Source organism: Oceanicaulis sp., from assembly GCF_965249665.1.
Classification (GTDB): domain Bacteria; phylum Pseudomonadota; class Alphaproteobacteria; order Caulobacterales; family Maricaulaceae; genus Oceanicaulis.
On sequence record NZ_OZ252247.1, the window covers coordinates 281,302 to 300,631 of the forward strand.

General features: G+C 62.7%; 24 protein-coding genes. 16 read left to right on the forward strand and 8 right to left on the reverse strand.

Features of this window, described 5'->3' with window-relative positions:
- Positions 1 to 9: 9 nt before the first annotated feature.
- On the forward strand, positions 10 to 924 hold the full coding sequence (locus tag ACP154_RS01450; protein WP_421857491.1) for a lysophospholipid acyltransferase family protein: 915 nt from the start codon (positions 10 to 12) through the stop codon (positions 922 to 924).
- A 344-nt stretch (positions 925 to 1,268) separates the two neighbouring features.
- Here the strand turns inward: ACP154_RS01450 and ACP154_RS01455 are convergent, their stop codons facing one another.
- Complete coding sequence (locus ACP154_RS01455; protein WP_421857489.1) at positions 1,269 to 2,138, reverse strand: M23 family metallopeptidase; 870 nt, start codon at positions 2,136 to 2,138, stop codon at positions 1,269 to 1,271.
- A 5-nt stretch (positions 2,139 to 2,143) separates the two neighbouring features.
- Complete coding sequence (locus ACP154_RS01460) at positions 2,144 to 2,404, reverse strand: DUF2093 domain-containing protein (RefSeq protein WP_107711347.1); 261 nt, start codon at positions 2,402 to 2,404, stop codon at positions 2,144 to 2,146.
- Positions 2,405 to 2,497: 93 nt separating this feature from the next.
- Between ACP154_RS01460 and mutL the strand changes: the two genes are divergently transcribed.
- The 6 genes from mutL to ACP154_RS01490 all read left to right on the forward strand — a co-directional run bounded on the left by mutL (position 2,498) and on the right by ACP154_RS01490 (position 8,865).
- A complete protein-coding gene (gene mutL / locus ACP154_RS01465; RefSeq protein WP_421857486.1) occupies positions 2,498 to 4,414 on the forward strand; it encodes a DNA mismatch repair endonuclease MutL in 1,917 nt (638 codons plus the stop codon).
- Between the two features lie 396 nt (positions 4,415 to 4,810).
- The gene (lspA, locus tag ACP154_RS01470) at positions 4,811 to 5,320 is read left to right on the forward strand and encodes a signal peptidase II (protein ID WP_421857484.1); all 510 of its coding nucleotides are present in this window, start codon (positions 4,811 to 4,813) and stop codon (positions 5,318 to 5,320) included.
- A gap of 72 nt (positions 5,321 to 5,392) precedes the next feature.
- Positions 5,393 to 5,950, forward strand: coding sequence for a DUF3035 domain-containing protein (locus ACP154_RS01475; protein WP_421857482.1), 558 nt, complete (start codon positions 5,393 to 5,395; stop codon positions 5,948 to 5,950).
- Between the two features lie 158 nt (positions 5,951 to 6,108).
- Positions 6,109 to 7,404, forward strand: a complete 1,296-nt coding sequence (locus ACP154_RS01480) for an amidohydrolase family protein (protein WP_421857480.1) — start codon at positions 6,109 to 6,111, stop codon at positions 7,402 to 7,404.
- Positions 7,404 to 7,820: a hypothetical protein gene (locus ACP154_RS01485; protein ID WP_133723803.1), complete on the forward strand. Its 417-nt coding sequence runs from the start codon at positions 7,404 to 7,406 to the stop codon at positions 7,818 to 7,820. The genes ACP154_RS01480 and ACP154_RS01485 overlap by 1 nt, the downstream gene beginning before the upstream one ends.
- Positions 7,807 to 8,865: a phosphotransferase gene (locus ACP154_RS01490; RefSeq protein WP_421857478.1), complete on the forward strand. Its 1,059-nt coding sequence runs from the start codon at positions 7,807 to 7,809 to the stop codon at positions 8,863 to 8,865. The genes ACP154_RS01485 and ACP154_RS01490 overlap by 14 nt, the downstream gene beginning before the upstream one ends.
- A 5-nt stretch (positions 8,866 to 8,870) precedes the next feature.
- Here ACP154_RS01490 and ACP154_RS01495 read toward each other — a convergent pair whose 3' ends face one another.
- Together ACP154_RS01495 and ACP154_RS01500 are read right to left on the reverse strand one after the other, a co-directional pair.
- Positions 8,871 to 9,293, reverse strand: coding sequence for a hypothetical protein (locus ACP154_RS01495; RefSeq protein ID WP_107711351.1), 423 nt, complete (start codon positions 9,291 to 9,293; stop codon positions 8,871 to 8,873).
- A gap of 146 nt (positions 9,294 to 9,439) precedes the next feature.
- Positions 9,440 to 10,654: an acyl-CoA dehydrogenase family protein gene (locus tag ACP154_RS01500; RefSeq protein ID WP_133723806.1), complete on the reverse strand. Its 1,215-nt coding sequence runs from the start codon at positions 10,652 to 10,654 to the stop codon at positions 9,440 to 9,442.
- A gap of 177 nt (positions 10,655 to 10,831) precedes the next feature.
- On the opposite strand from ACP154_RS01500, the gene ACP154_RS01505 reads away from it, so the two are divergent.
- From ACP154_RS01505 to ACP154_RS01520, 4 genes are all read left to right on the forward strand, one after another.
- A complete protein-coding gene (locus ACP154_RS01505) occupies positions 10,832 to 11,314 on the forward strand; it encodes a GNAT family N-acetyltransferase (protein WP_421857476.1) in 483 nt (160 codons plus the stop codon).
- Positions 11,304 to 11,885, forward strand: coding sequence for a GNAT family N-acetyltransferase (locus tag ACP154_RS01510; RefSeq protein WP_421857474.1), 582 nt, complete (start codon positions 11,304 to 11,306; stop codon positions 11,883 to 11,885). The genes ACP154_RS01505 and ACP154_RS01510 overlap by 11 nt, the downstream gene beginning before the upstream one ends.
- Positions 11,886 to 11,937: 52 nt before the next feature.
- Positions 11,938 to 12,621, forward strand: coding sequence for a hypothetical protein (locus ACP154_RS01515; protein WP_421857472.1), 684 nt, complete (start codon positions 11,938 to 11,940; stop codon positions 12,619 to 12,621).
- Between the two features lie 61 nt (positions 12,622 to 12,682).
- Entirely contained in the window at positions 12,683 to 12,874 is a 192-nt protein-coding gene (locus tag ACP154_RS01520) for a hypothetical protein (RefSeq protein WP_107711356.1), read from the forward strand.
- Here ACP154_RS01520 and tadA read toward each other — a convergent pair.
- Complete coding sequence (tadA, locus tag ACP154_RS01525) at positions 12,871 to 13,323, reverse strand: tRNA adenosine(34) deaminase TadA (RefSeq protein ID WP_421861416.1); 453 nt, start codon at positions 13,321 to 13,323, stop codon at positions 12,871 to 12,873. The two genes, ACP154_RS01520 and tadA, sit on opposite strands and share 4 nt — an antisense overlap.
- 86 nt (positions 13,324 to 13,409) lie before the next feature.
- Between tadA and ACP154_RS01530 the strand changes: the two genes are divergently transcribed.
- Both ACP154_RS01530 and rsmD read left to right on the forward strand, forming a co-directional pair.
- Positions 13,410 to 14,468: a pseudouridine synthase gene (locus ACP154_RS01530; RefSeq protein ID WP_421857469.1), complete on the forward strand. Its 1,059-nt coding sequence runs from the start codon at positions 13,410 to 13,412 to the stop codon at positions 14,466 to 14,468.
- Entirely contained in the window at positions 14,443 to 15,009 is a 567-nt protein-coding gene (gene rsmD / locus ACP154_RS01535; protein ID WP_421857467.1) for a 16S rRNA (guanine(966)-N(2))-methyltransferase RsmD, read from the forward strand. The genes ACP154_RS01530 and rsmD overlap by 26 nt, the downstream gene beginning before the upstream one ends.
- Positions 15,010 to 15,122: 113 nt before the next feature.
- Here rsmD and ACP154_RS01540 read toward each other — a convergent pair whose 3' ends face one another.
- Entirely contained in the window at positions 15,123 to 16,055 is a 933-nt protein-coding gene (locus ACP154_RS01540) for a bifunctional riboflavin kinase/FAD synthetase (RefSeq protein WP_421857465.1), read from the reverse strand.
- Between the two features lie 4 nt (positions 16,056 to 16,059).
- Positions 16,060 to 16,500 carry a MaoC family dehydratase gene (locus ACP154_RS01545; RefSeq protein ID WP_375549767.1) on the reverse strand — a complete coding sequence of 147 codons (441 nt, stop codon included), beginning with the start codon at positions 16,498 to 16,500 and terminating at the stop codon, positions 16,060 to 16,062.
- A gap of 139 nt (positions 16,501 to 16,639) precedes the next feature.
- Between ACP154_RS01545 and ACP154_RS01550 the strand changes: the two genes are divergently transcribed.
- Positions 16,640 to 17,026 (forward strand): response regulator, encoded by a 387-nt coding sequence (locus tag ACP154_RS01550; RefSeq protein ID WP_022701589.1) that lies wholly within the window; start codon positions 16,640 to 16,642, stop codon positions 17,024 to 17,026.
- Positions 17,027 to 17,117: 91 nt separating this feature from the next.
- Positions 17,118 to 17,786: a protein phosphatase CheZ gene (locus tag ACP154_RS01555; protein WP_107711362.1), complete on the forward strand. Its 669-nt coding sequence runs from the start codon at positions 17,118 to 17,120 to the stop codon at positions 17,784 to 17,786.
- A 152-nt stretch (positions 17,787 to 17,938) separates the two neighbouring features.
- Here ACP154_RS01555 and panD read toward each other — a convergent pair whose 3' ends face one another.
- Complete coding sequence (panD, locus tag ACP154_RS01560) at positions 17,939 to 18,325, reverse strand: aspartate 1-decarboxylase (RefSeq protein ID WP_022701587.1); 387 nt, start codon at positions 18,323 to 18,325, stop codon at positions 17,939 to 17,941.
- A 157-nt stretch (positions 18,326 to 18,482) separates the two neighbouring features.
- Between panD and ACP154_RS01565 the strand changes: the two genes are divergently transcribed.
- A complete protein-coding gene (locus ACP154_RS01565; RefSeq protein WP_421857462.1) occupies positions 18,483 to 19,319 on the forward strand; it encodes a carbon-nitrogen hydrolase family protein in 837 nt (278 codons plus the stop codon).
- Positions 19,320 to 19,330 lie beyond the last annotated feature (11 nt).

Consider the following 19,330-nt stretch of genomic DNA (forward strand, 5'->3'; position numbering starts at 1 on the left):
GCCAGAGCCATGTCAGATTTGATGAAATCCATCGGCTTTCGCGCCGAAGCCCTGGGCTGGGACGCCTATCAGGGCCTGTTCCGCTCACTGGGCCTGGAGCGCGCCTCCGACACAGGCGCACGCCTGTTGCGCACACTGGGGCCGAAAGTGTCAGTCCACCATGTGGCCCGCGTGAACATGCAGATCGCCTTCCCAGAAGCGTCCGAGCGCGAGCTCGATGGGCTGCTCGACGCCATGTGGGACAATTTCGGCCGCCTTGTGGGCGAGTTTCCGAACACGCACCGCTTTGATTTCAGCCCCGATAGTGATCAGATCGAGGTCGAGGGCGAAGACATCCTGGCCGAGCTCGACCGTCAGGGTCAGCCGGCGGTGATGATAGGCGGGCATTTTGCGAACTGGGAATTGATGGCGGCGGTGATCATGCGTCACCTCAAGGACTGCCGGATCACCTATCGTCACGCCAACAACCCCTTGATCGACCAGCGCATCATCGACCAGCGCAAGGCCTATGGCATCAACATCCTCGCGCCCAAAGGCGGGCATGGCGCGAAAGAGCTGATGCAGGCGCTGAAATCCGGCGCCTCGGTGGCGCTGATGAATGATCAGAAGATGAATGACGGCATCGCCGCGCCCTTCTTCGGCCGCATGGCGATGACCGCGCCCGGCCCGGCGCGGATGGCGCTGCGCTATGACTGCCCGCTGGTGCCCATGTCGATCCGGCGCAAGGACCGCACGCGCTTCAAGGTGACGATCCACGAACCGCTGGCGCGCCCAGACGGCAAAGACGCGGACGCGATTCTTGAAGCCGTCACCACCATTAACCGCTTCATGGAAGACCGCATCCGCGAAGCCCCCAGCCAATGGTTCTGGGTGCACCGCCGGTTTGAAAAGCCGCTGTATAAAAAGGCGAAGGCGGAAGGGTAAGTCACCTTGACCCCCTAGCCCGCTTTATGGGTCCCCGGGTCAGGACCGAGACATAGAGCAATACCCTATCGGCCTTCGGACTTGATCCGGAGGCCCATGCGGCCTCTCAAATCCAAATCTCAGCCTGCCAATCTGTCATTCACCGATTTATCCGGTCAATGACATGTGTTGAGTATTGTTGAGTATCCCCTCTTCCCCCGCGCAGGCGGGGGCCCAGAGCCCAATGCACAGCGTTCCATGACCTCTGGATCCCGGCCTTCGCCGGGAAAGAGATAAAGGGCTTAAGCGCCCTATCCTGATGGAGGCCCCGGCTCTACGCTACGCTTGGCCGGGGTTTCAGCGATTTACCGCAAGCCGCTCGGATCCACCGCGAGCGCTTCGGCGGGATCGATATAGCGATTGTGCCATTTGATGCGCCAATCGAGATGCGCGCCGGTGGAGCGGCCGCCAGAGCCCACCTCGCCAATCACCTCGCCCTGCGCGATTTCCTGGCCCACCTCGACATTCACCGCGCCCAGATGCAGGAAGGCGCTCGTCAGGCCCTGACCGTGATCGACGAAAACCAGCCCGCCTTCATAATACATGTCGGGATCGGCCAGGGTGACGACGCCTGCGGCGGGCGCGATCACGGGCGTGCCGCCGGGGGCGGCGATATCGATGCCGTAATGAGGCCGACGCGGTTCGCCATTGTAATAGCGCTGGCTACCATAGACGCCCGTCAGCCGACCTTCGACCGGCATGATGAAGGCGCTGGCGAAGCCGTCGCCCGCCCAGCGCGACTGATACGCGCTGCGCTTTTCACGCCCTTCAGCGCGGATGCGGTCGAGCACCTCTTCAGGCGGGGTGACATATTGCTGGGGCACGCCTTCGATGCGCTGGATGTCATAATCGCGCTGCTGGACGCTGACGCTCTCTTCATAAGACAGACCCGCCCCGCGCACGCTCAGGAGCGTCTGCGGCTCGGCGTCCCGATCATGACCCAGCACCACCCAGCCCGCGTCATCGGCGGTGACGGTGATATCGCCCAGGCTCACATCGGCGCCCGGCGCCGTGCGGCAAACGATCATCGCGCCCTGGCGATGGGTTCCCGCGCAATTGATCGGCGACACGGCGCTCGGGGCGCTTTCGGCGATCAACGCCGCCATGGGATCGGCCGCGCCCTCCGGCGCAGGAGCGACGGCTTGAACAAAGGCGAGCGCGGCGATCAGAACCATGGTGATTATCCCGGTTTGTGTTGCTTGGCGCTGCCAGGGCCTTGATAGACCTCGCGCCAGCGCGCCGTGGCGGCGTTGGCGTCAAGATAGGCTTCCTGCAGCTCTGCGGACCAGTAGCGCAGATTGTTGATGGCGATTTTCTCACCCGTCACCGCGCATTTCACATAGGCGCCGGGTTTCAGGATCATGAAATCCGCATCGCCATACTCAAGCATGGCTTCGCCCGTGAATTCACGATCAAAATGGGTCAGATCAGTATCGGTCATACCGCTTTCCTATCACGTCTCTTTGCGCGAACGGAAGATGGCAAACAGCACGGCTTTCTTGACCGACTCACACCACGTCGCGAGGTTGGTCCCATGAGCATCATTCGCCGCCTGTCGCCAGAAACCGTCAACCGCATCGCCGCCGGCGAAGTGGTCGAGCGCCCCGCCAGCGCCGTCAAGGAGCTGGTGGAGAACGCGCTGGACGCCGGCGCGCACCGCATCGACATCCGCATTGAGGGCGGCGGGCTGACCCGCATCGTCATCGAGGATGACGGGTCGGGCATGGACGCCGACGGGCTTGAAACCGCAATCGAGCGGCACGCCACCTCCAAATTGCCGGTGGGTGAAGACGGCCAGGACGATCTTTTAAACATCCATTCCATGGGGTTTCGCGGCGAGGCCCTGCCCTCCATCGGGTCTGTGGCGCGCCTGACAATCACGACACAGGATCAGGAGCTGGGCGAAGCCTGGGAGCTCTCGGTCGAGGGCGGAACCAAATCCGGCCCGCGTCCGGCCCCCTCGCTGGGCCGTCGCGGCACGCGGGTGGAAGTGTGCGATCTGTTTTACGCCACCCCGGCCCGGCTGAAATTTCTCAAATCCGAACGCGCGGAAAGCACCGCCGTCGCCGATGTCATCAAGCGTCTCGCCCTCGCCCGGCCAGATGTGGGCTTCTTCCTCACCGTCGAGGGCCGCGCTCGCGTCTCCGCTCCGGCGGAGTCCACCGATGACCGCGACGAGGCGCGGCGCGGGCGGTTATCGTCAATCCTGGGCGCGGATTTTGGCGAGAACGCTTTGGTGATCGATCAGGAGCGCGAGGGCGTGCATCTGACCGGACTCGCCAGCCTGCCCACTTACAATCGCGGCTCGAACCAGCACCAGTTCCTGTTCGTCAATGGACGGCCCGTGAAAGACAAGCTGATCGTCGGCGCGGTGCGGGGCGCCTATCAGGATTTTCTCGCCCGCGACCGGCACCCGGTGGTGGCGCTCTATGTAGATCTGCCCACCGGCCATGTGGATGTGAACGTGCACCCCGCCAAGGCCGAAGTGCGCTTTCGCGATTCCGCCCTGGTGCGCGGGTTGATCGTCGGGGCCTTGCGTCATGCGCTGGCGGGGGCGGGTCATCGCGCCTCCACCACGGTCGCAGGCTATGCACTGGGTCGCGCCCGTCCTGAAGGCGCACCGTCGCACGCTTTGCCGCTGACCCGCGGCAGTTCGATTTCCAGCGGCTGGGCGAACCGGCCTTCACCGGCCTGGGAACAACACCTGTCAGAGCATCACGACACGTCGGGTTACGGCTATGGAGAGTCTCAAACTGATCCGTCCCAATATGGGCGCTCAGATCTCGCGCCGGGCATGTCGGCGCGCACCGAACCTCAATATGGCGGTGAACCGGCGCAGGGCGCAGCTGCGCCTGAAAGCCAGCACTCTGATTACCCGTTGGGCGTGGCGCGGGCGCAGGTTCACGCCACCTATGTGATCGCCCAGACCGAGGACGGCCTCGTCATCGTCGATCAGCACGCCGCCCATGAGCGCCTCGTCTATGAGCGGATGAAAAAGCAGCTCGCCGCCACCGGCGTCGCGCGCCAGGCCTTGCTGGTCCCTGAGATTGTCGAGCTGGATGAAGCCGAGGCGCGGCGCGTGCTCGACCGCGCCGATCAGCTGGCCGAGCTGGGCCTGATCATCGAGCCCTTCGGCGCGGGGGCGCTGGCGGTGCGCGAAACGCCGGCCCTGTTAAAACGCCTCAACGTGCAGGGGCTGATCCGGGACCTCGCCGACGAAATCGCCGAATATGACGAAGCGCTGTCGCTGAAGGAAAAGCTCGAAGAGGTCGTAGGCACCATGGCCTGTCACGGCTCGGTGCGCTCGGGCCGCCGCCTCACGGGCGAGGAAATGAACGCGCTTTTGCGCGAGATGGAAGCCACCCCCCATTCGGGCCAATGCAACCATGGCCGCCCCACCTATGTTGAGCTGAAACTCGCCGATATCGAACGGCTGTTCGGGCGGCGCTAGGCTTTCTCCTCCCCTCTCTCCCCCTGTCATCGGATGACTTGTCCGGCCGATCCATGCCGGCGGGTTGGATCACAGGTTCCGGCATGGATTCACCGGATAAACCGGTGAATGACAGCGATAGAAGCTGAATCCCCGGTCAAGCGCAGCGCAGAACCGGGGCCGTCATCAGGACAAGGCGCTTATAGCGGAGAGAGATCCCGGGTCTTCGCTACGCTCGCCCGGGAATTCACTTTCCTTCCCCTCTATCCCAGCAATGGCGGGCTGACCGACTTCGGCTTCGATACCCAACCCCGCCCCTAGCCCCGGTTTGTCGCAGCTAGATTGCGGCGCTTTCACTGGACCGTGTGGCGCGCGCCCTGCTAAGCGTTTCATCAGAGGGAATGCAGGGACTTGATCATGCAGCGAATGTTTTCGCGTCGGCGCAGCGCCGGATCGTTCACGATTTTCGGCTTCATCGTCGCCATTGCCGTACTGATCGCGGACCAGGCCAGCAAATACTGGATTTTATACGGGCTCGATCTCGACGGACGTACGCCGCAACAGGTTCAGGTCCTCGACCCCTGGTTCAACCTGACCATGGTGTGGAATTACGGCGTCAGCTTCGGCATGTTCCAGGCCGAGTCCGATCTGCAGCGCTATCTGCTGGCGGGCGTGTCGCTGGCGATCGCCGGCCTGCTGATCGTGTGGTTGTTCCAGACCACGCGTCGCTTGCAGGCTTTGGCGTTCGCCCTGATCATTGGCGGCGCCATCGGCAATGTCATCGACCGGCTGATTTATGGCGCGGTGGTCGACTTTTTCGACTTCTCGGGCCTCTACTTCCCGTATGTCTTCAACGTGGCGGACGCTGGCATCTGCGTGGGCGTCGCTGTGATGATTTTGGACCTGATCATAAACGGGGACCGGTAAACCGGTCTTCCAGCGGCGCCGGGCCTCTGGCCAGAGCCTGCGTCCGTCTGATACAAGCGGTGAGAACCGCCCATGAAAGCGAGCTTTCGACCCATGCGTATGCGCACCGCCCTGATCCTTTCCGCCACCGCCCTGTTCGCGTTGACCGGCTGTAATTCCAGCGTCCGCCAGGCCCTTGGCGTGGACAAGACCACCCCGGACGAGTTCCGCGTCGTGACGATTGCGCCGCTGTCGGTGCCGCCCGAATACAATCTCACCCCGCCGCGTCCGGGCGAGTTGCGCGCCGAAGACATGTTCCAGGACCAGCAAGCGCGCCGCGCCCTATTCGGCGATCTGTCCGGGACCAACGCCAGCGATGCGGAAATCCTGTTCGCGTCGCGCGCCGGCGCAGCGGACGCCAATCCCAATGTGCGCGCCATCATCGACGGCGAGAGCGCCGCGCTGATCCGCAAGGATGAAAGCTTCGCCAATCGCGTCCTGTTCTGGCGCGACAATGAACGCATTATCCAGCAAGGCGGCGAGCCGATTGATCCCGAAGCCGCAACTGCGGCGATCGAAACCGTCACCGGCGGCGGAGAGGTCGAGATCGAGCGCCGCCGCACCGTGCGCCGCAAACTGCCCGGCCTTTAGGCCTGGCGCCCCCCGGCTAAGACTTGCGAACGCCCGGCCCCGCGCCGGGCGTTTTGCATTCCGGGAGCCCGGTCCCCTGCCCTTTGAGATTTGACACTCGCCCCGGAGCCCGACACTTTTGCGGTTAAGCTCTAAAGAGCGAAAAGGGGAGAGAGATTATGATCCGCACTATCGCCGTACTCGGCGCGCTGGCCGCCGCCTGGCCTGCGACCGCTCTGGCGCAAGACGCCGAAGCGCTGACCGTCATCCATGCTGGCCATTTGATCGCCGCGCCGGGCGAAGAGCGCGTGCGTGAAGGCGTTTCCATTCTCGTGCGCGGCGATGAAATCGAAGCCATTGAAAACGGCTTTGTCACACCGGAGGGCGCCGAGATCGTGGATCTGTCCGGCGCCTGGGTGATGCCGGGTTTCATTGACGCCCATGTGCACATCACCAATCAGCAAGGCGCGGGGCGCCGCATCTCCGCCTTCACCGAAGGCACGGCGGACCGCACCATTGACGGCGTCATGTATGGCCAACGCACCCTGATGGCGGGCTTCACCACGGTTCAGGATGTGGGCGCAGATATTGAAGCGGTGCGCGCCCTGCGCGATGGCGTGGAAGCGGGCGATATTGTCGGCCCGCGTCTGCGCATCGCGGGCGGCGCCGTGACGCCCACGGGCGGGCATGGCGACACCAATGGCTGGAGCGTTCAGGTGCTGCGCGAAAGCGGCAGCCCCTATGCCTGTAATGGCGCGGATGATTGCGCGCGCGCCGTACGCCAGCTGGTCCAAGAAGGCGCGGACGTGATCAAGATCACCGCCACGGGCGGGGTTCTGTCCTCCACCGGCGCCGGCGTCGAGCAGCAATTCTTCCAGGAAGAACTCGAAGCGATTGTGGGCGCCGCGCATATGATGGGCCGCCGGGTCACCGCCCACGCCCATGGCGTGACCGGCATCAACGCCTTCTTGCGTGCGGGCGGGGATTCCATCGAGCACGGCACCTATCTCGATCGCGAGTCCATGCGCTTGTTTCGCGACAATGACGCGGTTCTGGTGCCCACCGCCATGGCGGGTGAATGGGTAGCCAATCAGGCCGATGCGGGCTGGATGACGCCCTTCCAGGCAGCCAAGGCCCGCATGGTCGGCCCGCAAATGCTGGAAATGGTCCGCCGCGCCCATGAAGGCGGCGTCACCATCGCCTTCGGCACCGATTCCGGCGTGTCCGCCCATGGCGACAATGCGCGCGAATTCCTGCTCTATACGCAAGCGGGCATGACCGAGATGGAGGCGCTCGCCACCGCCACCACCATCGGCGCCCGTCATGTGCAGCTCGAAGATGTGATCGGCCGTATCGCGCCGGGCTTCGCCGCCGACATCGTGGCGACCAATGGCGATCCGCTGGAGAACATCGAAGAGCTGCTGGATATCGACTTCGTCATGGCCCGCGGCGTGGTGCACAAGAACGAAGAGTAATGTTCGAGCGTGCAAACGCATTCGCGGCGAGACGGCCATTCCTCTTTGGCTTAGGTCTCGCCTTCGCTCTTCATGTGGCGGTAGGCGTTATGACGGTTATAGCGGTCACGATCATTACCGTGCTGAATATTGATGGCGACTCAAATGCCTACGCCATCATTATGGTTGGGTGCCTTGGCTTGTTTACGGTTGGCTCAAGCATAGGGCTCTACATAGCCACGAAGCCTTCGCCCTTCGGCAAGGTCCAAGGCGGCGCCATCTATTCACCCTACACGGCTCAGCCAGGCAGCAGCACGATCTGGCGTTCGGTTGCGGGTTTCGCCCTCGGCCCCATTGTCCTTCTGATAATTGTAATAGCTGCGCTCATTGGCATTGAAGCGCTATTCACCCCCTGGAGTACCCATGTCCCAACTTGACGACACCTTCTCCGGCACCAAGCCGGTCGCTGACGCGCTGAAGTTTGACCAGTCTGCGCTCGAGCGCTGGATGGCGGACAATGTCGAGGGTTTTGCGGGGCCGCTGACCATCGAACAGTTCAAGGGCGGGCAATCAAACCCCACCTACAAACTGTCAACGCCCAAGGCGCAATACGTGCTGCGCCGCAAGCCGCCGGGCAAGCTGCTGCCCTCCGCCCATGCGGTGGATCGCGAATACCGGGTGATGAAGGCCTTGGGCGAACAGGGCTTCCCCGCCCCGCACATGTTCGGGCTGTGCGAGGATGACAGCGTCATCGGCACCGCCTTCTACATCATGGATTTTGTCGAGGGCCGGATCTTCTGGGACCCGTATCTGCCCGATCTGAGCCCCGATGAGCGCGGCGCGATCTATGACGCCTCCAACGCCACCCTCGCCCAATTGCATTCGATCGACCATGAGGCCGCGGGCCTCGGCGATTACGGCAAGCCGGGCAATTATTTCGAGCGCTCCATCGGCCGCTGGTCCAAACAGTACAAGGCGGCGGAAACCGAAGCCGTGGCCTCCATGGACAAGCTGATCGAATGGCTGCCCGAACACGCCCCGGCGCAGGAGCGCACGAGCGTCGTGCATGGCGATTATCGCCTGGACAACATGATCTTTCATCCCACCGAACCCAAGGTCATCGCGGTGCTCGACTGGGAGCTGTCCACGCTGGGCGATCCGCTGGCGGACTTCACCTATCAGCTGATGCAATGGCGCACGCCCAAGGATATCCGCAACGGCTTTTTGGGCGCCGATCTCAAGGCGATGGGCATCCCCACTGAGGACGAATACGTCAAAGCCTATTGCGAGCGGACGGGCCGGGACGGCATCCCCAAGCTCGACTTCTATTTCGCCTACAACATTTTCCGCCTGACCAGCATTGTTCAGGGCGTCTACGCCCGCTCGCTGCAGGGCAATGCGTCCAATGAAAAGGCGAAAGAGATGGGCGCGCTCGTCAAGCCGATGGCGGACTATGCCTGGAGCATCGCGGAAGGGGCGTAGGCCGCTTACCCGCCCAGATGGCTGAGGAAGGGCGCGCCCAGCGCGCCCGCCAGCACCAGCTCGAACCCGACGCCTATGGCGTTATAGGAGGTGCGGGTCTCTTTTTCGCGATCCACGATCATCGAGACCACCCGGCCGACGGCCATGCCGAGCCAATACAGGCTGGCCGCAAAACTCGCGCCCATCACCGCGCCGGCGCCGGCCTGAAAACTCATCGCGATCGTCAGAAGAACTGCGCCATGCAGAAAGACCAGTCCGCCGCCATAACTGGCGCGAAACTCCGCCCATCCGCCTTTCCAGCGCGGGTCCGGCATCAGGCGCACGACGCTTTGCCCCCAACGCGGCATGATCAGGGCGCCCAGGCCCATCGCCGTTCCCAAAAGGGCGGCGAGGCCAGCGATAATCCAGGTCGCGGGTAAGTCCATCATGGCGGTTCTCATTGTCGCTATGGACGAGCTTACGCGAGACGCCAGGGATCAGATCACTTAAGCGCTGCGCTAATCGACACCCTGCCCGCAAAAGAAAAGCCCCGGCGATGACGCCGGGGCTTCGCAAACGCTGGAGTGTTCGGCGCTTAGCCATTGAGCCATTTTTTGGCTTCAAGGCGGGCGATGGTGCGTTCGTGCACCTCGTCCGGACCGTCCGCCAGCCGCAGGGTGCGGATGCCGGCATAGGAATAGGCGAGCGGCGTGTCATTGCTGACGCCGCATCCGCCATGGGCCTGGATGGCGTCATCGATGACCTTCAGCGCCATGCGCGGGGCCGCCACCTTGATCATGGCGATCTCGCCGCGAGCGACCTTGTTGCCCACCGTGTCCATCATCCACGCCGCCTTCAGGGTCAGCAGACGGCAGGTCTCGATCTCGATGCGGGCCTGCGCGATGCGGCTGTCCCACACAGAATGCTTGATGATCGGCTTGCCAAAGGCTTCACGGCTCATCAGGCGCTTGACCATCAGCTCGAGCGCCCGTTCGGCAGCCCCGATCGTGCGCATGCAATGGTGGATGCGGCCCGGTCCCAGCCGGCCTTGCGCGATCTCGAACCCCCGGCCCTCGCCGAGAAGAATGGCGGAGGCGGGCACGCGCACATTGTCGAGCTTGATTTCCATATGGCCGTGCGGCGCGTCGTCATAGCCGAACACCGGCAGGAAGCGCTCGATCGTCACGCCCTTGGCGTCAGCAGGCACCACGATCATGGACTGCTGGGAGTGCACATCAGCGTCGGGATTGGTTTTGCCCATCACAATGAAGACCTTGCAGCGCGGATCCCCGGCGCCCGAGCTCCACCATTTGCGGCCATTGATGACGTATTCATCGCCATCGCGCTCGATCTTGCATTCGATATTGGTGGCGTCCGCGCTGGCCACGGCCGGTTCGGTCATCAGAAAGGCGGAGCGGATCTCGCCCGCCAAAAGCGGCTTGAGCCATTTCTGCTTATGCTCTTCCGTGCCATAGCGCACAAAGACTTCCATATTGCCGGTGTCGGGCGCGGCGCAGTTGAACACTTCACTGGCCCAGGGCACCCGGCCCATTTCTTCGGCCAGAGGCGCATAATCGGAATTGGACAGGCCTGCGCCCTCATCACTATCAGGCAGGAACAAATTCCACAGGCCCGCGGCCTTGGCCTTTTGCTTCAACTCCTCGATGATGGCGGGGACCTGCCAACGCTCGGTGCCGAACGCCGCCATCTGCGCGGCATAGACCGGCTCGTTGGGATAGATATGTTCGTCCATGAAGGCGCGCACCCGCGCCTGATAGTCTTTGCAGAGGTCGGAATATTCAAAATTCATGGCGATAGGCCTCCCCTTGGCGACGATCCATACCCGGTCCGCCGAACAGTTCTTAAGAGCTTATCTAATTATCGTCATCCCGGCGCGAAAATCCAGCCTTAAAACCCTGCGTCACAATGGCGCCTGCAGATCGGTGTGCTAGCATCTGCAGCATTCTCGACACTGAAAGGACGGGTCATGGCCGAGCTGCGCATTGAACGTGATGACCCCGCCCGTGCGGACGTCACCGCCTTGCTTGAAACGCATGCCGCCTTCGCTCTGGAGGAATCGCCGCCCGACACCTGCCATTTTCTGGATGTGGCGGGGCTGAAAACGCCAGACATCCGTTTCTGGAGCGCCCGCAAGGATGGCGCGCTTCTGGGCGTGGTGGCGCTCAAAACCCTGTCTGCCGCCGACGGCGAGGTAAAATCCATGCATGTGGCCGAGGCCGCACGGGGCCAGGGCGCAGCGCGCGCCCTGATGGAGCATCTGATCGAGCAGGCGCGCCAGAATGGCTTGCAAAAGCTCTGGCTTGAAACCGGCAATACTCAAGGCTTTCAGGCGGCGCTCGCCCTGTATGCCAAGCTCGGCTTCTCCGAGTGCCCGCCCTTTGGCGAGTATCAGGAAACCGATTTCAACGTCTTCATGACGCTGGATCTGAGCGACGCCCATGCAGCTTGATCCGCAAACCCTCGAAAACGCCCATGTGCGCCTTGAGCCGCTTGGCGACACGCACCGTGAAGCCCTGCGCCCGCTGGCTGAGGACGAGTCGCTCTGGGCGTTGACCACACAGCGGGGCGACGGGCCGTATTTCGACCCCTGGTTTGATCTGATGCTGCAAGGCCAGACGAACCGCAGCCAGATCAGCCATGCCGTCTGGTCCAAGGCGACGGACTCCTATGCCGGTCACACGGCCTTCCTGCAGATTGATCGCGACAATCAGCGCGTCGAGATCGGCTGGACCTGGTATGGCGCGCCCTGGCGCGGCGGCGCCACCAATCCGGCGTGCAAATCCTTGCTGCTGGAGCGTGCTTTCAGCTGCGGCGCGCAGCGGGTGGAGCTTAAAACCCACCACCTCAATGAACGCAGCCAAGCCGCCATGCTGAAACTGGGCGCCATTCGAGAAGGCGCATTGCGCAGTCATACCCGCACCTGGCGCGGCGACCGGCGCGACACCGTGTTCTTCTCCATATTGCCCGAGGAATGGCCGGGCGTTCAGGCCGGTCTGGACCTGCGGCTGACAAACACTTGAGTTTGCGAGACATGCGGCGATGATAGGGGCACAGCTTTCAGGGGACGCTCACATGCTTCGCACAGTTCTGGCGCTCGGCGCTTTATCCGCCCTCGCCGCACCCGCACTGGCTCAGGAAGAGCCTGGCAGCGTCTATTACCAGATCAGCAATTGCGCCAGCTATCAATTGCCCGGCGAGCCGGTCTGGGAGACCGCCTGTCTGGCCCATGACGACTGGAGCGTGTTCTTTCTCGCCAGCGAGCACGGCAGCTCGATCGCCTATGCCTATGACGGCAGCGAACGCACAGATTTTTATACGCCACCCCGCACACTGTTGTTCGGCGGCTATCATTCAACCATGGAATGGCGCCGCACGTCCGAAGGCGCCTTCGCCACGATCCATCGCTATGTCAGCGAAGGGCCCTCCATGGACGCGAACCCGGATGGCGGCACGGACTCAACTCTGGACGAACGCCAGGATCATCTGGTCATCACCGCGCTCACCCCCGACAGCTATGAGCGTGTCGCCTGCCCGATCTATGTGGTGGACGCCAGCACGATCCGTGACGCCAACGACGCCGCCCGCATTCTCGCCGATACGTTCGCGCCGGGCCATGTGTGCGATCAGAGCGACCCCTACCTCTTCACCGATATCAGCGAGGTCTACGCCACGGTCGAAGCCTATAATATGGAAATGGAAGCCATCGAGGGCGATGCTGGGGGAGCGTCTGCGCAGCCGCCCAAACCCAGGCCTTGATCGCTTCGTCCTTAAGGCCGACATGGCTGTCTGACGGCGTTCGGGACAGGAGCACTACGCGATGATGATCATAGTCAGAGAACGCGGCGGCTGTTTTGGCGGCGGGTGCCTCGGCGTTGTGGCGCTGGCGGGCTGGATCACCGCAGTCGTGCGCGACGCCATGATGCTCAAATGGCTGTGGCTGATCTTTGATCTGGCGCTGGCGCCGCTGGGCGCCATCCGCGGTTTCATGATGTGGTTTGGCTGGGCTTAAGAGGCAGGGCGTTTTTTGCGCCGCGCCCGGAAAAACGCTTTCAGCATCGCGCTCGCCTCCTCGGCCAGCACGCCCCCTTGAACCTCGGGCCGCCAATGGCAGGTGGGTTGCGCGAAAAACTGCGGACCATGATCGACCGCCCCGCCCTTGGGGTCGGACGCGCCATAGATGACGCGGCCGATGCGGGCATGACTGATCGCGCCCGCGCACATGGCGCACGGCTCGAGGGTGACGTAAAGCTCAAGCCCTGTGAGGCGGTAATTGCCAAGGCTCTCCGCGGCGAGGCGCAGGGCGCGGATCTCGGCATGAGCGGTCGGATCACAGTCGGAAATCGGGGCGTTGCCCGCCTCGGCGATCACTTCATCAGTCGCCGGATCAACGATGACGGCGCCCACAGGCGTCTCGCCCGCGGCAGCCGCGGCTTGCGCTAGACCCAGCGCTCGCCGCATAAAGCCCGTTTCACGATCCTGTTCTGGCGTCGAGTTTTGCGTCGTCATGAGCGGGCCTTACCTCTGGCCTGGAGCGCTGGCAAGTTTTGACAGACACCCCGTCTACCCCTGACACGCCTGAAGACAGCGGTGAACGCATCGCCAAAGTGCTGGCCCATGCCGGCATCGCCTCTCGCCGCGAGGCTGAAAAACTGATTGAAGCGGGCCGGGTCAGCGTCAATGGCGAAACCCTGAAAACGCCCGCCTTCAAGGTGCGCGCCGGCGATGATGTGCGCCTGGACGGCGAGTCCATCGGCGCGCGTCCGCCCACCCGCGTCTGGCGCTATCACAAGCCTGTGGGGCTTCTGACCACCCATTCCGACCCGCAAGGCCGCGAGACCGTGTTTCAGGCCCTGCCTGAGGATATGGGCCGGGTTATCTCGGTCGGGCGGCTGGATCTCAATTCCGAAGGCCTGCTGCTGCTGACCAATGACGGCGAGCTGGCGCGGGTTCTGGAATTGCCCAGCACCGGCTGGACCCGGCGCTATCGGGTTCGCGCCTATGGCCACGCCACCGACAAGGCGCTCGCCGAGCTTGAAAAAGGCACGACCGTGGACGGCGTCGTCTATGGCCCGATCGAGGTCAGCGTTGATCGCCGCACCGGCGCCAATGTCTGGCTGACCGTCGGCATCAAGGAAGGCAAGAACCGCGAAGTCCGTAAAGTGCTGCAAAGCGTCGGGCTGACCGTGAACCGGCTGATGCGGGTGGCCTATGGCCCCTTCCAGCTCGGCTCTCTGAAACGCGGCGATGTGTCAGAAGCCAAGCTGGGCGTCTTGCGCGACCAGCTGGGCAAGCTCTATCCGCTCGATAATGGCGGCCTGCCGCTCAAACCCGGTGAGATCGCCCAGCCCGACACCCGCACCGGCACGGCGAAAGCCAAGCCCAAGGCGAACCGGTCGCACGGCAAGCCGGGCGGCAAGTCCAAATCCGGCCCGGACCCGGACTCCATCATGCCCGCCGGCGGAAAGTCCAAATCGACCAAGGGCTGGGCGAAAGCCAAACCCAAGGCCAATGAGAAACCCAAATCCAAACGCGCCGACCCGAAAAAGTCCGGCGGCAAATCCAGTGAAGGCAAGCGAGATGCGGATCGTCGCCGGCGTCCATAAGGGGCGCGCCATCACCGCCCCCAAGGGCGACACCACCCGCCCCACCACAGACCGCGTGCGCGAAAGCGTGTTCAACAAGCTCACCCACGCCCCCTGGGGCATCGAGCTTGAAGGCGTGCGCGTGATGGATCTGTTTGCGGGTTCGGGCGCTCTGGGCCTTGAAGCGATCAGCCGCGGCGCGAGCTTCGCACTGTTCGTGGAGACCGATCCGGCGGCGCGCGGCGCCATCCGCACCAATGTGGACGCGCTGCAATTGTTCGGCTGCACCAAGCTGCATCGCCGCAGCGCCACCGATCTCGGTCCCAAGCCGGAAAAGGTCGGCACGCCCTTTGATCTGGTGTTTCTTGACCCGCCTTATGACAAGGGTCTGGGCGATATCGCCCTGGCCAAGCTGATCGACGGCGCCTGGGTGAAGGAGGACGCCCTCGCCGTGCTTGAAGAACGCAAGGGTGTGGAGGTGGACGCGCCGGGTTGGGAGCTGCTCGACACGCTGGAAGCGGGCGACACAATGGTGCGGTTTTTCAGGCGGGCGGAGTCCTGAATTCCCGGGCGAGCGAAGCGATGACCCGGGACCGCCCTCCACGTTGAGCGCCTTTTCTTGATGGAGGCCCCGGCTCGGCGCTGCGCTTGGCCTGGGTTTCAATGCATGAAAGCCTAATCCCCCAGCATCGCCCGCGCGGTCGCGCTGTCCGCGGCGATTTGCGCGGTGAGCGCCTCAAGCCCGTCAAATTTCTGCTCGGGCCGGATAAAGTCGATCAATTCCACTTCCAGCGTCTGACCATAAAGGTCCGCCTCAAAATCAAACAAATGCGCTTCCAGCCGCGCCTCTGTTCCCTCCACCGTCGGGCGTGAGCCCAGATTGGCGACGCCGGCGACACTGTCGCCAGACGGCAAATGCGCGCGCACGGCGTACACCCCGAATTTGGGGCGCAGATACTCACCCAGGCCGATATTGGCGGTCGGAAAGCCCAGCAGCCGCCCGCGCTGATCGCCCTTGGACACCACGCCCTCAATCGCGAAGGGCCGCTCCAGCAGCGCCGCAGCGGCCTTTACATCGCCCTCGCGCAAGGCGTTCCTGACATTGGTCGAGGAGATCTTGCCCGAAGCATCGTCCAGATTGACGGCTTCCGCAATGGTCACCGCAACGCCATAGCGCGCGCCCAGCGCCTTCAGCGCCGTCGCATCGCCGGCCCGGTCCTTGCCGAAACAGAAATCCGCGCCGGTCACCACGCCTTTCAGCCCCAGCCCTTCCGCCAGCACCACGCGCACGAACGCATCCGGCGTCATCGCCGCCATGGCTTTGGAAAACGGGATGTGAAACACAGCCTCCGCGCCTGCCTGTTTCAGAGCACGGGCGCGCTGATGATCATTCATCAGCAGGAAGGGCGGCGCGTCCGGCGCAAACACCTGGCGCGGATGCGGGCTGAACACCGCCCCTGCGCAGGGCGCGTCCAGCGTCTGTGCAAAGGCGCAGGCGGTGGCGATCACAGCGCGATGGCCACGATGCACGCCGTCAAAATTGCCCAGCGCCGCCACGCAGCCGCGCGACACATCGGGCAGATCCGTATAGCCGTGATAGACCGACACGCGCTTACGCCGGGCTCTTGCGGCGTTTGCGGACAATCACTTCTGCATCCGCTTCCATACAGGTCTGGCCCTCCACCTCGCACACGCAGGCGAGTTTCACCCGGCGCGCCTTAATGTCCACCTCTGTGACAGTGGCGCGTGCGATCACGGTGTCGCCGATCCGAACAGGACGTTCAAACCGCATCGTCATGCCGGCGAACACCGCCCCGGGGCCCGGCAAATGATTGCCCAGAACGCAGGAAATAAAGCTCGCCACCAGGGCGCCATGGGCGATCCGGCCCCGAAACGGAGAGCGCGCTGCATAGGCTTCATCCATATGCAGCGGGTTGAAATCACCGGACACCTCGGCGAACTGCTTTACCGTATTATCATCCACGAGCCGTGTGATTTCAGCAGATTGCCCCACCTCCAGCTCGTTGATGCCATAGCCCTCAAAATCACTCATTGTGTCACTGCCTTTCCACTTGCGGCGCGTGTTTAACCGAATTTTGACCGCGCTTGTCTACAGTCCGTTTTGTACTGAGCCCTCAATCAGGAGCTTTGAGGGGGTCAGCTATGGTCGTTAATTGGATGGAGGAAGGGTCATGGCTGTCGAAATGACGATGCCGATCCTGGTGGTGGACGATTACAAAACCATGGTTCGCATTATCAAGAACCTGCTCAAGCAGATCGGGTTCGAGAATGTGGACGAAGCTTCGGACGGCACCGAAGCGTTTGAAAAGATGAAGAAGAAAAAATATGGCCTAGTCATCTCCGACTGGAATATGGAACCGATGACCGGCTATGAGCTGCTGCAGAAAGTCCGCGCTGACGAATCCGTCAAGGCGACCCCTTTCATCATGGTCACGGCGGAATCCAAAACCGAAAACGTGATCGCAGCGAAAAAAGCCGGTGTGAACAATTATATCGTGAAACCGTTCAACGCCGGAACGCTAAAAGCCAAGATGACCGCCGTCATCGGCGAATTCTAGGGCGGGCGCTTCGTCCGTCCCTCATGACGAAGATGTCGTAGGGGCGGTGGTGTTGAAGTCCCGCTAGGGCTGGAGTGAAAGGAAGACCGACATGCCTGCCGCAGAAGTCGCCGCACGGGTACGCCAGTCTCTGGAAGCGGTCAAAGTTTCCGATCTTGAAGACGTACAGCTGATCGAGGTGTTGCGCATGGCGCAGCAGCTCACCGACACAATGCAGATGTTTTTCGGTTCCTTGGACAAGTCGATCCACGAGGAATTCAATTCCATCGCGGAATACATCGCCAAGACACGCGATGAAATCGCCCATCTGCGCCCCAACGACATCCGCGATTCCCGGCTTCCGGGCGCGGGCGCCGAACTGGAAGCGCTGGTCGCCGACACCGAACGGGCGACGGAGACCATCATGAGCGAAGCTGAAACGCTCATGTGCAGTGAGACTGAAGACCTGGACGCCTACAAGATGGAGGTCAGCGATTCGATGACCAAAATCATCGAGGCGTGCTCGTTCCAGGATCTCACCGGACAACGCGTGTCCAAAGTGGTCAGCTCGCTCAAGCATATTGAAGAGCGGGTGGCGCGCTTCGCCCAGACCATGGGCGTGAACGACGCCGAAGCCACCGCCAACGAAAAGGCCGAGGAAGAGCGCAAGGCCGCCCTTCACCTCAACGGCCCGGCCATTGGCGGACCGGAAGTGGCTCAGGACAATATCGATGACTTGCTGGCCATGGACCAGGATTCCATCGACGCATTGTTTGACTAGGAGCCTTTTTAGCAAAAGCGGGTACCGGTTTTGCGATTTGAATAGGCGACCCGAAAAATCTGTCAGACCTTATGCGTGTTTCGGCGCGCATGAAAAAAGCCCCGCCGGGTCCCGGCGGGGCTTTTTTTCGTGTCTCGCCCAGCAACAGTCGCCTAGGCGGCGTCGAGCTTGCGGCCAGAGCCTTCTTCGACGCTGACCACATCATTGTTTTCATCCAGCAGCACCACGGTGGGGACAAACTGGCGCGCCTCTTCGGCCGCCATGCCCGCATAGGCCACCACGATGATGCGGTCGCCGGGCTGGGCCAGACGCGCCGCGGCGCCATTGATGCCAAACATCTTGGAGCCGCGAGGGGCCGAGATGGCGTAGGTGGTGAACCGCTCGCCATTATTGATGTTGAGGACATCCACCTGCTCATTGACCAGAATGCCCGCCGCCTCCAGCAGGTCCTGGTCGATGGAGATGGAGCCTTCATAGTGAAGGTCCGCTTGCGTCACCGCCGCGCGGTGAAGCTTGGTCTTCATCATGGTGAGTTGCATGTCGCCCTCGTCATGAAAATGTGTCTGTTGCACTGCGGTATACGCTATTGGTGAAGAAATTACAGCCCAACCTTCACTGACATATTTGTCAGATAGGTTTCCCAAGTGCGTTTTTTAAGGCCATGCTGGGCTCAAGCGCTTCGGGGGGCTCGCCACAATGTTCAAAATCGCGGTTCTGCAACACGCCATGGCGCCAGAAATCGACGCCAATCTCGACACCGCTGCGCGCCTCATGCGCGAGGCGGCGGAGGCGGGCGCAAAGCTGGTGGTCTTCCCCGAGCTGCAGCTCAGCCCCTTCTTTCCCAAGCGCCGCGCCAACGCCAAGCAAGACCCGTCCGCCCCATACCTGATGGATCGCGCCCACTCGGCCCTCCATCGCCTGTCAGAGCTCGCCAGGGCCCACAAGCTCGTCACCGTGGCCAATCTTTACATGTCCCGCGAGGGCCGCCGCTTTGACGCTTCGCCCGTCATCGATGCGGACGGCACGGTTCTGGGCGTCAGCGAAATGGTGCATGTGGCCCAGTTCGACGGCTTCTGGGAGAAAGACTATTACGATCATGGCGAGGGGTTTGAGGTCTATGACACCGCACTGGGACGCTTGGGCGTGGTGATCTGTTATGACCGGCATTTCCCTGAAAGCTGGCGCGCCTGCGCGCTGAAGGGCGCGGAGATAATCGCGACGCCCGCCTGCAATCTCGCCCATGAAAATCTTGATCTCTTCGCCAGCGAGATCGGCGTCATGGCCATGCAGAACTCGGTCTACGCCGCCATGTCCAATCGCTGCGGATCCGAAGACGACCAGACCTATGCCGGCCACTCCGTCATCGCTGGCCCGGACGGGACGTTACTGGCCCGCGCCGGCAGCGACGAACAAGTCCTCATCGCCGACTGCGACCTCAAACACCGCCTCAAAATCGCCCGCAAAGCCGGCTGGCTCGCCGAACTGCAAGACTGGCTGAAGCCGGGCGCGGACGGGCCGGTGGGAGGCGTATAAGGCGTTGATTT

What these genes read in the sequence shown, in the direction of transcription:
- ACP154_RS01450 (WP_421857491.1), top strand. Translation starts at nt 10, where the DNA reads ATGTCAGATTTGATGAAATCCATCGGCTTTCGCGCCGAAGCCCTGGGC.
- ACP154_RS01455 (WP_421857489.1), bottom strand. Translation starts at nt 2,138, where the DNA reads ATGGTTCTGATCGCCGCGCTCGCCTTTGTTCAAGCCGTCGCTCCTGCG.
- ACP154_RS01460 (WP_107711347.1), bottom strand. Translation starts at nt 2,404, where the DNA reads ATGACCGATACTGATCTGACCCATTTTGATCGTGAATTCACGGGCGAA.
- mutL (WP_421857486.1), top strand. Translation starts at nt 2,498, where the DNA reads ATGAGCATCATTCGCCGCCTGTCGCCAGAAACCGTCAACCGCATCGCC.
- lspA (WP_421857484.1), top strand. Translation starts at nt 4,811, where the DNA reads ATGCAGCGAATGTTTTCGCGTCGGCGCAGCGCCGGATCGTTCACGATT.
- ACP154_RS01475 (WP_421857482.1), top strand. Translation starts at nt 5,393, where the DNA reads ATGAAAGCGAGCTTTCGACCCATGCGTATGCGCACCGCCCTGATCCTT.
- ACP154_RS01480 (WP_421857480.1), top strand. Translation starts at nt 6,109, where the DNA reads ATGATCCGCACTATCGCCGTACTCGGCGCGCTGGCCGCCGCCTGGCCT.
- ACP154_RS01485 (WP_133723803.1), top strand. Translation starts at nt 7,404, where the DNA reads ATGTTCGAGCGTGCAAACGCATTCGCGGCGAGACGGCCATTCCTCTTT.
- ACP154_RS01490 (WP_421857478.1), top strand. Translation starts at nt 7,807, where the DNA reads ATGTCCCAACTTGACGACACCTTCTCCGGCACCAAGCCGGTCGCTGAC.
- ACP154_RS01495 (WP_107711351.1), bottom strand. Translation starts at nt 9,293, where the DNA reads ATGATGGACTTACCCGCGACCTGGATTATCGCTGGCCTCGCCGCCCTT.
- ACP154_RS01500 (WP_133723806.1), bottom strand. Translation starts at nt 10,654, where the DNA reads ATGAATTTTGAATATTCCGACCTCTGCAAAGACTATCAGGCGCGGGTG.
- ACP154_RS01505 (WP_421857476.1), top strand. Translation starts at nt 10,832, where the DNA reads ATGGCCGAGCTGCGCATTGAACGTGATGACCCCGCCCGTGCGGACGTC.
- ACP154_RS01510 (WP_421857474.1), top strand. Translation starts at nt 11,304, where the DNA reads ATGCAGCTTGATCCGCAAACCCTCGAAAACGCCCATGTGCGCCTTGAG.
- ACP154_RS01515 (WP_421857472.1), top strand. Translation starts at nt 11,938, where the DNA reads ATGCTTCGCACAGTTCTGGCGCTCGGCGCTTTATCCGCCCTCGCCGCA.
- ACP154_RS01520 (WP_107711356.1), top strand. Translation starts at nt 12,683, where the DNA reads ATGATGATCATAGTCAGAGAACGCGGCGGCTGTTTTGGCGGCGGGTGC.
- tadA (WP_421861416.1), bottom strand. Translation starts at nt 13,323, where the DNA reads ATGCGGCGAGCGCTGGGTCTAGCGCAAGCCGCGGCTGCCGCGGGCGAG.
- rsmD (WP_421857467.1), top strand. Translation starts at nt 14,443, where the DNA reads ATGCGGATCGTCGCCGGCGTCCATAAGGGGCGCGCCATCACCGCCCCC.
- ACP154_RS01545 (WP_375549767.1), bottom strand. Translation starts at nt 16,500, where the DNA reads ATGAGTGATTTTGAGGGCTATGGCATCAACGAGCTGGAGGTGGGGCAA.
- ACP154_RS01550 (WP_022701589.1), top strand. Translation starts at nt 16,640, where the DNA reads ATGGCTGTCGAAATGACGATGCCGATCCTGGTGGTGGACGATTACAAA.
- ACP154_RS01555 (WP_107711362.1), top strand. Translation starts at nt 17,118, where the DNA reads ATGCCTGCCGCAGAAGTCGCCGCACGGGTACGCCAGTCTCTGGAAGCG.
- panD (WP_022701587.1), bottom strand. Translation starts at nt 18,325, where the DNA reads ATGCAACTCACCATGATGAAGACCAAGCTTCACCGCGCGGCGGTGACG.
- ACP154_RS01565 (WP_421857462.1), top strand. Translation starts at nt 18,483, where the DNA reads ATGTTCAAAATCGCGGTTCTGCAACACGCCATGGCGCCAGAAATCGAC.